Annotated in this window: 11 protein-coding genes; 3 read left to right on the top strand and 8 right to left on the bottom strand. The window is 71.0% G+C overall.

Features of this window, described 5'->3' with window-relative positions:
• The first annotated feature begins 159 nt into the window (after positions 1-159).
• A complete protein-coding gene (locus IE212_RS26445; protein WP_190200463.1) occupies positions 160-1161 on the top strand; it encodes a TerC family protein in 1002 nt (333 codons plus the stop codon).
• 112 nt (positions 1162-1273) lie between these two features.
• On the opposite strand, the gene IE212_RS26450 is transcribed toward IE212_RS26445, so the two are convergent.
• Both IE212_RS26450 and IE212_RS26455 read right to left on the bottom strand, forming a co-directional pair.
• Positions 1274-2578 carry an MFS transporter gene (locus IE212_RS26450; RefSeq protein WP_229864590.1) on the bottom strand — a complete coding sequence of 435 codons (1305 nt, stop codon included), beginning with the start codon at positions 2576-2578 and terminating at the stop codon, positions 1274-1276.
• Positions 2579-2640: 62 nt separating this feature from the next.
• Positions 2641-3687: a S66 family peptidase gene (locus IE212_RS26455; protein ID WP_190200464.1), complete on the bottom strand. Its 1047-nt coding sequence runs from the start codon at positions 3685-3687 to the stop codon at positions 2641-2643.
• Positions 3688-3790: 103 nt separating this feature from the next.
• On the opposite strand from IE212_RS26455, the gene aroQ reads away from it, so the two are divergent.
• The gene (gene aroQ, locus IE212_RS26460; RefSeq protein WP_190200465.1) at positions 3791-4264 is read left to right on the top strand and encodes a type II 3-dehydroquinate dehydratase; all 474 of its coding nucleotides are present in this window, start codon (positions 3791-3793) and stop codon (positions 4262-4264) included.
• Between the two features lie 219 nt (positions 4265-4483).
• Here the strand turns inward: aroQ and IE212_RS26465 are convergent, their stop codons facing one another.
• Both IE212_RS26465 and IE212_RS26470 read right to left on the bottom strand, forming a co-directional pair.
• The gene (locus tag IE212_RS26465; RefSeq protein WP_190200466.1) at positions 4484-5140 is read right to left on the bottom strand and encodes an MBL fold metallo-hydrolase; all 657 of its coding nucleotides are present in this window, start codon (positions 5138-5140) and stop codon (positions 4484-4486) included.
• A 10-nt stretch (positions 5141-5150) separates the two neighbouring features.
• Positions 5151-5843 carry a maleylpyruvate isomerase family mycothiol-dependent enzyme gene (locus tag IE212_RS26470; protein WP_190200467.1) on the bottom strand — a complete coding sequence of 231 codons (693 nt, stop codon included), beginning with the start codon at positions 5841-5843 and terminating at the stop codon, positions 5151-5153.
• Positions 5844-6065: 222 nt separating this feature from the next.
• Here IE212_RS26470 and uvrA point away from each other — a divergent pair, with 222 nt between their 5' ends.
• Complete coding sequence (gene uvrA, locus IE212_RS26475; protein WP_190200468.1) at positions 6066-9077, top strand: excinuclease ABC subunit UvrA; 3012 nt, start codon at positions 6066-6068, stop codon at positions 9075-9077.
• 148 nt (positions 9078-9225) lie between these two features.
• Here uvrA and IE212_RS26480 read toward each other — a convergent pair whose 3' ends face one another.
• The 4 genes from IE212_RS26480 to IE212_RS26495 form a co-directional block, all read right to left on the bottom strand.
• Complete coding sequence (locus IE212_RS26480) at positions 9226-10134, bottom strand: carbohydrate kinase family protein (protein WP_190200469.1); 909 nt, start codon at positions 10132-10134, stop codon at positions 9226-9228.
• Positions 10131-11168 (bottom strand): LacI family DNA-binding transcriptional regulator, encoded by a 1038-nt coding sequence (locus tag IE212_RS26485; protein ID WP_190200470.1) that lies wholly within the window; start codon positions 11166-11168, stop codon positions 10131-10133. The genes IE212_RS26480 and IE212_RS26485 overlap by 4 nt, the downstream gene beginning before the upstream one ends.
• 168 nt (positions 11169-11336) lie before the next feature.
• Positions 11337-12284, bottom strand: coding sequence for a hypothetical protein (locus tag IE212_RS26490; RefSeq protein ID WP_190200471.1), 948 nt, complete (start codon positions 12282-12284; stop codon positions 11337-11339).
• A 257-nt stretch (positions 12285-12541) separates the two neighbouring features.
• A complete protein-coding gene (locus IE212_RS26495) occupies positions 12542-12703 on the bottom strand; it encodes a hypothetical protein (protein WP_190200472.1) in 162 nt (53 codons plus the stop codon).
• Positions 12704-12823: the final 120 nt, after the last annotated feature.

The following is a 12823-nucleotide window of genomic DNA, read 5'->3' on the forward strand; positions in this document are numbered from 1 at the left end:
GTACTGTTGTCCGCACGGAGGGGAGTACTCCCTGTCTGCTGCGGCGTACCCGTCAATACGGATCAGGCCAGATCCCGGGGCGTCGGCCCATCCTTGGGTGGAAGAGACCTCCGGCAGCGACGACGCTGACATTTGCCGTTAACGACTGCCGGAGGCGCAGTGGATGTTTCCGTGACCCTGTGGGTCCTGACGATCGCGGGCCTCGCCGCCCTGATCGCGGTCGACTTCTTCATCGGCCGCAAGCCGCACGACGTGTCGATCAAGGAAGCCGGGATCTGGACGATCGTCTGGATCGTTCTCGCCGTGCTCTTCGGGCTCGGTCTGCTCGTGTTCGCCGGCGGCCAGCCGGCCGGTGAGTTCTTCGCGGGCTTCATCACCGAGAAGTCACTGAGCGTCGACAACCTCTTCGTCTTCGTCCTGATCATGGCGAAGTTCGCGGTGCCGACCCAGTACCAGCAGCGCGTGCTGCTGATCGGTGTCCTCATAGCCCTGGTCCTGCGGGCCGTCTTCATCGCCGCCGGTGCGGCGATCCTCGCCAGCTTCTCCTGGGTGTTCTACCTCTTCGGCGCCTTCCTGATCTGGACCGCCTGGAAGCTCATCCAGGAGGCCCGCGCGGACGAGGAGGACGAGGAGTACGAGGAGAACAAGCTGCTCAAGGCCGCCGAGCGCCGCTTCGGTGTGGCCGACCGCTACCACGGCACCAAGCTGTGGATCGAGCAGAACGGCAAGCGGGTCATGACCCCGATGCTGGTCGTGATGCTCGCCATCGGCACCACGGACGTACTGTTCGCCCTCGACTCCATCCCGGCGATCTTCGGCCTGACGCAGGACCCGTACATCGTCTTCACGGCCAACGCGTTCGCCCTGATGGGGTTGCGCCAGCTGTACTTCCTCATCGGCGGACTGCTGAAGAAGCTGGTCCACCTCAGCTACGGCCTGTCGATCATCCTGGGCTTCATCGGCGTGAAGCTGGTGCTGCACGCGCTGCACGAGTCCGGGGTGCACGTCCCCGAGATCAGCATTCCGGTCTCGCTCGGCGTGATCTGCTCCGTTCTGATCATCACCACGATCACCAGCCTGCGGGCTACGAGGAAGCAGGCGGCGGCCGAGGCGGCGCAGGGGCAGAGCGGAAACGCCCCGAAGGACAGCATCGAGGTCTGACCGCGCCAGGCGCAGGCACAACCATCACCGGGATCGGTGCTCGGCGCACAGCCGGCCACCGATCCCGGCGCTTCGGCGCAGTGGCTGTTCGCGGCGCGCCCGGAGCCGGCGGTCAGCCCGTGGTCGCCTCCGCCGCGGCCACGGGGACCGGACGCGTCTCCGGCAGCAGCGCGAAGCACCCCAGGCTGAACAGCGCGATCGCCGTCAGATACGCGGCCACGCCCCACGGCACCCGCCCGCCCTGCTCGGCCAGCGCCGTCGCCACGACCGGGGTGAGCGCGCCGCCGATCACCCCGCCGAGGTTGTAGCCGACGGCGGCGCCCGTGCAGCGCACCCGCGGCGCGTACAGCTCCGGCAGATACGCGGCGATCACGGCGAACATCGTGATGAACGCGAGCATCGCTCCGAGGAAACCGAGGAACATCGGCAGCGGCTCGCCGGTGGCGAGAAGCGCGACCATAGGGAACATCCACAGTGCGGCGGCCGCGCACCCGGCCAGACACAGGGGGCGCCGGCCGTAGCGGTCACCGACGAGAGCGGCCGCCGGCGTGAGTGCGCCCTTCACCACCACCGCGGCCATGATGCAGGTCAGCATGGTGGAGCGGCTCACCCCGAGCCGCTCCGTGCCGTAGGCGAGCGACCAGGTGGTCACGGCGTAGAAGATCGCGTAACCGATGGCCAGCGCCCCGCCGGTCAGCAGCAGCAGGCGCCAGTGGTCACGCACGACCTCGGCGAGCGGCACGCGCGCGTGGTCGTCGAGCTCGAGGAAACTGGGGCTTTCGGCGAGCGACGAGCGCAGCCACAGTCCCACGACGGCCAGCAGCCCGGCCGCCCAGAACGGCACCCGCCACCCCCACGCCGCGAACTCCGCCTCGGAGAGCGTCGCCGACAGCCCCAGCACCACACCGTTGGCGAGCAGGAACCCCAGGGCGGGACCGACCTGGGGGAAGCTCGACCACAGCGCACGCCGCCCGGCGGGCGCGTGCTCCACCGTCAGCAGCACCGCCCCGCCCCACTCCCCGCCGAGCCCGAGCCCTTGGAGGAAACGCAGGACCAGGAGCAGCAGGGGAGCGGCCACACCGATCGTGCCGTACGTCGGCACGCAGCCCACCGCGACCGTGGAGGCGCCGGTGAGCAGCAGGGACGCCACGAGGACCGGCCGCCGGCCCCGCCGGTCCCCGATGTGCCCGAACAGCACCGACCCCAGCGGCCGTGCCACGAAGCCCACGCCGAAGGTGGCGAAGGCGGCCAGCGTACCCGCGACCGGCGAGAAAGTCGGGAAGAACAGCGGCCCCAGGATCAGGGCCGCGGCGGTCCCGTAGACGAAGAAGTCGTAGAACTCGATGGCCGTGCCGGCCAGCGAAGCCGCCGCCAGGCGCGGCATGGAGGGTGCCCTCACGGTGCGTACGTCGTGCATGCCGCGTCAACTACCCAGGGTGACAGCCGGTTACGGGGGCGCGTGGAGGGGTTGGGGGGTACTCAGTACGTGACGGTGATGCGCCGGGCCGGACCGTCCACCCGCACGGTGCCCCCGTAGGGGATCACCAGCTGCGGATCGGTGTGTCCGTAGTCCACGTCGAAGACGATCGTGGTGTCGGGAGCGTAGGTCCGCATGGCGCGCAGCACGGCCTCGCGCTGGTCGGACGCGTAACGAGCAGCCTCCCGCGGGGGGTTGGGACGTTCCAGGGACCATGTCTTCGGCCGGCCCATCAAGAGGGCGGAGAAGCGCCGGAGCAGCCCGCGTTCGCCCATGCTCCGCAGAGTGCGGAAGACCTCCGTGGCGCTCGGCATGTCCTCCGAGGTCTCCAGGAGCAGTACACCGCCGTCGTACTCGGACAGATCGTGTGCGATCTCCCGGTCGGCCATCAGCAGCCAGGCGACGATCTCCAGGCAGCCGCCCCAGGTGCGGCCCTCGATCACCCGGCCCGGGTTCACCCAGGTCCAGCCGGTCCCGGGCCGGGTCTCGGGCTCCGCGTCGAAGGTGGCAGGGTCGGCCCAGTCCCGGTCGACGTCACGCCACCGCCGGGCCGGCCGCAGCTCGTACGGTCCGGACGTGAACAGGGCCGCGCGCAGCGACTCGTCGGTCTGCGGATGCATGGCACCGGGCCGGCCCAGCTCACACATGACACTCGCGCCGTGGTAGCCGACGACTCCGCTGTTGCGCAGGAACGCGAGCAGGTTCGTGTTGTCGCTCATCCCGAAGAACGGCTTCGGGTTCGCCCGGATCAACTCCCGGTCCAGGTACGGCAGCACGGTGATCTGGTCGTCCCCGCCGATCGACGCGAAGACGGCCTTGACACCGGGGTCGGCGAAGGCGGCGTGGATGTCGTCGGCCCGCTCCCGAGGCGTGGAGCCCATGGTTCGGGTCGCCGGATACTCGACCGGCTCCAGGCCGTACTGCTTGCGCAGCCGCTCCAGGCCCAGTTCGTACGGGAGCGGGAAGAGCCCCGGCAGGCCGGAGGAGGGGGAGACCACCGCTACGCGGTCGCCGGGGGAAGGCTTGGGAGGATAGGCAGGGCTCGTCATGCCGGGAGGCTACGGCCCGGTGGGCTGCCGCCGCAGCGTGATAAACCGGGTCGCAGCAGCGGTCCGTCACGGGCCGCCCGACCCTGAACGGACCGGAGGAACCGTGCCCCGCACCCTGGCCAACGCCCCGATCATGATCCTCAACGGCCCCAACCTGAATCTGCTCGGCCAGCGCCAGCCGGAGATCTACGGCTCCGACACCCTCGCCGACGTCGAGAACCTGTGCGCCAAGGCGGCGGCCGCGCACGGCGGTACGGTCGACTTCCGCCAGTCCAACCACGAGGGCGAGCTGGTGGACTGGATCCACGAGGCACGGCTGAACCACTGCGGGATCGTGATCAACCCGGGCGCCTACTCGCACACCTCCGTCGCCATCCTGGATGCCCTCAACACCTGCGACGGCATGCCGGTGCTGGAGGTCCACATCTCCAACATCCACCGGCGCGAGTCGTTCCGGCACCACTCGTACGTCTCCCTGCGTGCCGACGGGGTCATCGCGGGATGCGGGGTGCAGGGATACGTGTTCGGCGTGGAGCGCGTCGCGGCGCTCGTGGGGGCGGGGCAGGCACAGACGTAGCCGGAACACGTCCTGCGCCGGGGCCGCCGGCCGAGGGCGGGGATCGACAGGCCGGCGGCCCATCCGCCCAGGAGCCGTCATCCTGCGCGGGGCTGCCACCAGTTGACCGCTCAACCAGCAGGGAGGGGGAGTGTGTGTACGGCGCCGGCAGGTGCGCGCGATTCACACGGGGCGCGTGCGCGGCTCATCCCTCAATGCGCCTGCGCCCCGCGCGACCGTTCACCACCCGCGCGCGTGCCACTCCGGCAGCTGCGGGCGCTCCGCGCCCAGCGTCGTGTCGTTGCCGTGTCCCGGGTAGACCCACGTCTCGTCCGGGAGGACAGCGAAGATCTTGGTCTCCACGTCATGGAGGAGACTGGCGAACGCCTTCGGGTCCTTGCGGGTGTTGCCCACACCTCCGGGGAACAGGCAGTCCCCGGTGAACACATGGGGATGCCCGTGCGGGTCGTCATAGACGAGGGCGATCGAGCCGGGCGTGTGCCCGACCAGGTGGCGCGCGGTGAGTTCCACGTGCCCCACCCGGATGGTGTCACCGTCGTCGACGAGTACGTCGGTCGGGACGGGGATGCCCTCGGCGTCGTACCGGCCCGCGTACGTGCGCGCGCCGGTGGCCGAGACGACCTCGGCGAGCGCCTGCCAGTGGTCGCCGTGCCGGTGGGTGGTGACGACGGACGCGATGCCGTCGCCGCCGATCATCCCGAGCAGCGTGTCCGCCCCGTCCGCGGCGTCGATCAGCAACTGCTCGTCCGTGGCCCGGCAGCGCAACAGATAGGCGTTGTTGTTCATCGGGCCGACCGCGATCTTGGTGATCATCAGGTCCTTGAGCTCGTGCACGTCGGCCGGTCCGCCGACCGTCACCTCGCCGCTGTACGTCATGTCCGCCAGCCTATAGCGGGGGCAGTGCCGGAAGCGGGCCGCCGGCCGAGGCCAGCGCGGATCCGTCGCGGCGGCCGGCGAGCCAGCCCAGCAGGTCGGCCGGGGGACCCGTGACCCTCACGCCGGGGCCCAGCCCGCCCGGCTTCCGCCCGGTGCTCCACACGCGCGTACCGTCCGTGACGCGGGTCGGCGGCACGTCGGGATGCCCGGCGAACCGGTCGGCCAGGAAGGCGATCTCCCGCTCGGTGAATTCCTCCGGCAGGTCCTCCAGCTCGTACCCGATCCCCAGGTCCACGTGGTGCAGCTCCACCTCCACCCAGCGCCGGAAGGGGACCCGGGACGCGGAGTCCGTGACCCCGCCCCGCAGCTCCACCGTGCGCGACCAGTCCGCCGGGGCCGCCCCGGTCTCCTGGAAGCGGTCCGCGCTCTCACGCAGGTCGGCGAGGTGGACGTCGAGGGCACGCGGGGCGTCCCGCTCGATGTCGGCGTCCCGGGCCTCGCCGGAGACGTACATCGGGCGCCCCTCGAGGACGTTCACGAGTGCGTCGGCGTTGCGGGCGAGGTGGGCCAGGACATGGCCGCGGGTCCAGCCGGGCAGGCGTGACGGCTCGGTCACAGACGCGTTGTCCAGTTCGCCGACTGCCAGGAGCAGCCGCTCGGTCGCGTCACGTACAGACTCCAGGTCATGCGCGTGATCAATCATGGTGCTGACCCTAACCACGTCACACCTTCGGGTGAAGGTGGTGCAGCAGTGCCGTTAATCGAATGTGCGTGCTATAGGGTCGGACGTGACGTCGGGCATGCTGGATAGCCGGGGTTTGCTGGCAACCCGTGCATCCGACCGGCGTTGTCAGTGGCTCCCCCTAGTCTGGGATAGACGGGGGCCCCGCCCCTGTCACTTCTCTCAAGAAAGGTGCGGACCGGCGTGGCCGACCGTCTCATCGTTCGTGGAGCGCGCGAGCACAACCTCAAGAACGTCTCGCTCGACCTCCCGCGCGACTCGCTCATCGTCTTCACGGGCCTGTCGGGGTCGGGCAAGTCCTCGCTGGCCTTCGACACCATCTTCGCGGAGGGGCAGCGGCGCTACGTGGAGTCGCTCTCCTCGTACGCCCGGCAGTTCCTCGGCCAGATGGACAAGCCGGACGTCGACTTCATCGAGGGCCTCTCCCCGGCGGTCTCCATCGACCAGAAGTCGACCTCGCGCAACCCGCGCTCCACGGTCGGCACCATCACCGAGGTCTACGACTACCTGCGTCTGCTCTTCGCGCGCATCGGCAAGCCGCACTGCCCCGAGTGCGGCCGCCCCATCTCGCGCCAGTCGCCGCAGGCCATCGTCGACAAGGTCCTGGAACTGCCCGAGGGCAGCCGCTTCCAGGTGCTGTCGCCGCTGGTGCGCGAGCGCAAGGGCGAGTTCGTCGACCTCTTCGCCGACCTCCAGACCAAGGGCTACTCCCGCGCCCGTGTGGACGGCGAGACCATCCAGCTGTCGAACCCGCCGACGCTGAAGAAGCAGGAGAAGCACACCATCGAGGTGGTCGTCGACCGCCTCACGGTCAAGGAAGGCGCCAAGCGCCGCCTCACCGACTCCGTCGAGACGGCCCTCGGCCTGTCCGGCGGCATGGTCGTGCTCGACTTCGTCGACCTCCCCGAGGACGACCCCGAGCGCGAGCGCATGTACTCGGAGCACCTGTACTGCCCGTACGACGACCTGTCCTTCGAGGAGCTCGAGCCCCGCTCCTTCTCCTTCAACTCGCCCTTCGGCGCCTGCCCGGACTGCACCGGCATCGGCACGCGCATGGAGGTCGACCCGGAGCTGATCGTCCCGGACCCGGACAAGAGCCTCGACGACGGCGCCATCCACCCCTGGTCGCACGGCCACACCAAGGACTACTTCGGCCGCCTCATCGGCGCGCTCGCCGACGCCCTGGGCTTCCGTACCGACATCCCCTTCGCCGGCCTGCCGCAGCGCGCCAAGAAGGCCCTGCTCCACGGCCACAAGACCCAGGTCGAGGTCCGCTACCGCAACCGCTACGGGCGCGAGCGTCGTTACACCACGGCCTTCGAGGGCGCCGTCCCCTTCGTCAAGCGCCGGCACAGCGAGGCCGAGAGCGACTCCAGCCGCGAGCGCTTCGAGGGCTACATGCGCGAGGTGCCCTGCCCCACCTGTGAGGGCACGCGCCTGAAGCCGGTCGTCCTCGCGGTCACGATCATGGGCAGGTCCATCGCCGAGGTCTCCGCGATGTCGATCAGCGACTGCGCGGACTTCCTCGGCGAGCTGAAGCTCACCGCCCGCGACAAGAAGATCGCCGAGCGCGTGCTGAAGGAGGTCAACGAGCGGCTGCGGTTCCTCGTCGACGTCGGCCTGGACTACCTCTCGCTGAACCGCGCGGCCGGCACCCTCTCCGGCGGCGAGGCCCAGCGCATCCGCCTGGCCACCCAGATCGGCTCCGGCCTCGTCGGCGTCCTCTACGTCCTCGACGAGCCGTCCATCGGCCTGCACCAGCGCGACAACCACCGGCTGATCGAGACCCTGGTACGGCTCCGCGACATGGGCAACACGCTCATCGTCGTCGAGCACGACGAGGACACCATCAAGACCGCCGACTGGATCGTCGACATCGGCCCCGGCGCCGGTGAGCACGGCGGCAAGGTCGTGCACAGCGGCTCCCTCAAGGAACTGCTCAGCAACGACGAGTCGCAGACCGGCCAGTACCTGGCAGGCAAGAAGGCCATCCCGCTGCCCGACGTCCGCCGCCCGGTGGACCCGTCCCGGCAGCTCACCGTGCACGGCGCCCGGGAGAACAACCTCCAGGACATCGACGTCTCGTTCCCGCTGGGCGTCTTCACCGCCGTCACGGGTGTGTCCGGCTCCGGCAAGTCGACCCTGGTCAACGACATCCTGTACACGCACCTGGCCCGCGAGCTGAACGGCGCCCGGACCGTCCCCGGGCGGCACACCCGCGTACAGGGCGACGACCTCGTCGACAAGGTCGTCCACGTCGACCAGTCGCCCATCGGCCGCACCCCGCGCTCCAACCCGGCCACGTACACCGGCGTCTTCGACCACATCCGCAAGCTGTTCGCCGAGACCACCGAGGCGAAGGTCCGCGGCTACCTGCCCGGCCGCTTCTCCTTCAACGTCAAGGGCGGCCGCTGCGAGAACTGCTCGGGCGACGGCACCATCAAGATCGAGATGAACTTCCTCCCGGACGTCTACGTCCCCTGCGAGGTCTGCCACGGCGCCCGGTACAACCGGGAGACCCTGGAGGTCCACTACAAGGGCAAGTCCATCGCCGAGGTCCTGAACATGCCGATCGAGGAGGCCACGGAGTTCTTCGAGGCGGTCCCCTCCATCGCCAGGCACCTCAACACGCTCAAGGACGTCGGCCTCGGCTACGTCCGCCTCGGCCAGGCCGCGACCACCCTGTCCGGCGGCGAGGCGCAGCGCGTGAAGCTCGCCAGCGAACTGCAGAAGCGCTCCACCGGCCGCACGGTCTACGTCCTGGACGAGCCGACCACCGGTCTGCACTTCGAGGACATCAGCAAGCTGCTGAAGGTCCTGTCCGGGCTGGTCGACAAGGGCAACTCGGTCATCGTCATCGAGCACAACCTCGACGTGATCAAGACCGCCGACTGGATCGTCGACATGGGCCCCGAAGGCGGCGCCGGCGGTGGCCTGGTCGTCGCCGAGGGCACGCCCGAGCAGGTCGCCGCGGTCCCGGCCAGCCACACCGGCAAGTTCCTGCGCGAGATCCTGGGCGCCGACCGCATCAGCGACGCGTCCTCGGTGAAGGCGCCGCGCAAGAGGACGGCGAAGAAGACCGTCCCGGCGCAGAAGACCGCCAGCAGTGCGGTCAACAGCACCGCCGCCAAGAAGGCCGCGGCCAAGACCACGAAGGCCGCCGCGAAGAAGACGACACGGACGGCCAAGGGCTGAGGAACCGTACCGGCGTGCCGTGCCCCGCAGGTGACCACCTGCGGGGCACGGCACGCCGGCGTGTCCGCCGGCCGTTCTCCGGCGCCACGAACCGCAGGTCGCACACCGGCGCGGCGTCCGGGTGCGCGTCCCCGGGCGACGGTTCGCGTCAGCCGTCCAGCTCCCGCGCGTACGGCGGCTCAGCTCCCGCCCGCGAGCAGGTGACCGCCGCCGCACGGGCCGCGAAGCCCAGCAGCTCCGGCCAGCCGTCGGGGCCCAGTGCCGCCAGCGCCTGCTCGCTGAGGGCGTCGCGCACCGCGAGCCCGTGCAGCAGCGCGGCGTTGACCGTGTCGCCGGCGCCGATCGTGTCCACCACCTCGACCCGCTCGCCCGGCACCGAGTACTCGCCGCCGTCAGCGGTGTAGGCGGTGATTCCGTCGCCGCCCCGGGTGATCACGACCGCCGTTGGACCGGCCGCCAGCCACTCCCGAGGCGTGCCACCGAGCCACTCGGCGTCCTCCGCGGACAGCTTCAGCAGCGACACCGACGGCAGCCAGCTCTTGAACCGCGCGCGGTAGGCGTCCGCGTCCGGGATCAGCCCGGCCCGGATGTTCGGGTCCAGCGCGGTGAACACGCCCTGCCCGGCCGCCGCGCGCATCAGCTCCTCGTAGGCGCTCGCCCCCGGCTCCAGTACGAGCGAGCAGGTGCCGAAGGAGACCGCCCGGATGCCGGCCGGCAGAGCGGAGGGCGCCGCGAACAGCCGGTCCGCCGTGCCGTCGACGTAGAAGGAGTACGCCGCCGAACCGTCCTCGCCGACCGTGGCCACAGCCAGGGTCGTGGGCTCGGTGCCGCGCTGCACCGACGACACATCCACCCCTGTCTCGCGCAGCCGCTCCAGCAGAGCCTCACCGAAGGCGTCGTACGACACCCTTGAGCAGAAGGCGGCGGGGGAGCCGAGGCGGCCCAGCGCGACGGCCGTGTTGTACGGACCACCGCCGAGCGCGGGCCGCAGCGCCGCCAGGGCACCCGTGCCCTGCGGCACCAAATCGATCAGGGCCTCACCGGCGACGACGATCACGACGGGGTTCCTTTCCCGGACGGGCAGCCGCACGAGGTGCGGTGGACGAAGGTGCAGGGCAGCCGCACGGTCCGGGCGGGCCGGTCCGGCTCGGCGAGACGCTCCAGGAGCACACGTACGGCCTGGGCGCCGACGTCCTTGCCGGGCTGTGCGATCGCGGTGAGCCCGGGCGAGAACAGGTCCGCCCAGGCGAAGTCGTCGAAGCAGCACAGCGCGATGTCGCCGGGCACGGACAGGCCGTGGGCGCGCAGGGCACGCAGCGCCCCGATGGTCATCGCGTCGTTGCCGGTGACCAGCGCGGTGGGCGGCACGGCGAGGGACAGCAGGGCTGCGGTGGCCTGCTGGGCGCCGGCCGACTCCGAGTGACCGTGCACCAGGAGCCGTTCGTCGTACCGGAGCCCCGCGGAGGCGAGGCCGGTCCGGTAGCCGGCGATCCGCTCACTCGTGGTGCTGAGGCCGGGCCGCCCGGCCACCAGCCCGATCCGCCGGTGGCCGAGCCCGGCGAGGTGAGTGACCAGGCGGGACATCGGCTCGGCATTGTCGGCGCAGACCTGGTCGAAGCGCGGACCGCCGTCCGTCTCCGGGACGTCCACCAGCCGGTCCAGGAACACGGCCGGTACGTCGTGCCGCCCAAGGTAGGCGAGCAGCCCGCGCGGGTCCGCGGACGGTGCGACGATCATGCCGTCCACCCGGCGCTCGTGCAGCAGTTGGACGACCTTGCGCTCGTGCTCCGGGTCGTCGTGCGGATCGGCGATCAACAGGCTGTAGCCGTGTTCCAGGGCACTGGCCTCGACGCCCTGCAGAATCTCCGTGAAGTACGGGTTGCTGATCGCCGACACGGCCAGCCCGATCGACCGGGTGCGGGCCGTCACCAGGGAGCGGGCCAGCGTGTTGGTGGTGTATCCGAGCTCCTCCACGGCCTCCAGGACCGCCTGGCGGGTGTGCGGCAGCACCGGCCGCGTGCCGTTCAGCACATGCGAGACGGTCGCCACGGAGACACCGGCGCTCCGTGCGACGTCGGCCATGGTCGCCATGGTGCTCCCTCCTCCGCTTCCGGCGGGGAACGTATCGCATTCCGCGCCGGACGTAAACGTTTGCGCAAGCGTTTACGTCCTCCCGCTCATCATGCCGGGCAGCGTCCTCACCTGCCGGTCGCGAGCACCCTTCGGGCGGCGTCCGCGCCCTTCGCAGCCTCCGGCCGGTTACTCCCAGTCCCAGCCGATCCCGAGGAATCCGGCGCGCACCCGCGGCTCGACCAGGTGCACCGACCGGTGCCGCCCGCTCAGCGCCAGTTCCCGGCACCCGCTTCGCGGTGCGGCCGCCGAGGCCTGCGCGAACCGGTGGCAGCGCACCGGGAGGGCCACCGCGTCGAAACACACCTGCAGCGCGTACTGGCCACCGGGGGAGTCGAAGCCGCGGACGTACTCGCGGGACACCCCCGCCGTGCCGTCCTCGACGCCGTAGCGGAAGAGGAACGTGTCCCCGGCCCGCAGCCGGGTGTCGAAGAGCAACTCGGCCGCGAGCACTCCCGTGTCGCTGTGCCAACGGACGCGTCCGGTACGGCAGTTCTCCAGGGCACGCACCCGCATGCGCTCCGGCTCGGCGCCCCGGTCGCCATGGTGGACGGCCACGAAACGGTCGACACCGTCCCGGTGGGCGCGCACGATGTGGTGCGCCTCCCGCTCGGCCAGCTCACGCCGCGCCCCGATCCGGAGCCGCTCGTGGTGCCCGAGGGAGTGCAGGCCCACGTCCGGCGGGCAGCCCATCTCCGCCAGCAGCCGGTCCAGAACCCCGGACGCCTCGACCAGGGAGCGGTAGGACCGGGCCGACGACCGCTGCCCGTTCGGGCTGTCGCCGGACTCGGCGAGCAGCCGCAGCAGGGACTCCTCGGGCAGCTCCAGGATCTCCTCCAGCGCGCGCACGGCCCGCAGCGACTCGGGGCGCTGCGGGCGCCGGGCGCCCTGCTGCCAGTAACTGAGGCTGGTGACGCCCACCTTCACACCGTGGCGGGAGAGGTGGTGCTGCACACGCTGCAGCGGCAGCCCGCGGGCGGCGATCGCGGCACGCAGGGCGATGTGGAAGGGGCCGCCTCGCAGGGCCGAGTCCAGTTCCGTGGCGGCGACGTCCGCGTGCTGGGGGGCGTGCGGCATGCAGGGGCCTCTCTGTGAGTCGGCAACGGCTGGTCAGGCCGTTCGCACGGGCCGCCCGGGGCCGTCCCGCCGGCGCAGGGCAGGTCTTCACATCCGTACGCCGTCGTTCAGTGCCCCGAGTTCCCCCGCATTGAAGCGTGTTGACCTGCCCCCGACAACACTTGATGCCGGACAGTGACGTACTCCCGGGCGGGCGCGCCCGGACACGCGAGGGCCCGGGGCACGCGCCCCGGGCCCTCGCGGCAGTGGGTGTTCTCCTAGGAGCCGTCGCCTCCGCCCTGCTCCTCGAGGGCCAGGCGCTTGGCCCGGACGATCTCGGGATCGCGCGGGTCCAGGAGGTCCGGCAGCGCGAACGGCTCGTCCGGGTGCCGGCGGGTACGGACCGCCCGCCGCGTCTTCTCGATCCGCATCCGCTTCATCTGCGCAGCCCTCCGACCCGTGGCCCGCCCGCTCCGTGCCGGAGACGGCCGGTCCGCACCGACAATCTGTGCCTGCACCGGCACGGACTCCGCCCGCAGGGCGTCGCCGTGTCCCGTGGG

It is taken from the genome of Streptomyces djakartensis (assembly GCF_014651075.1).
Classification (GTDB): domain Bacteria; phylum Actinomycetota; class Actinomycetes; order Streptomycetales; family Streptomycetaceae; genus Streptomyces; species Streptomyces djakartensis.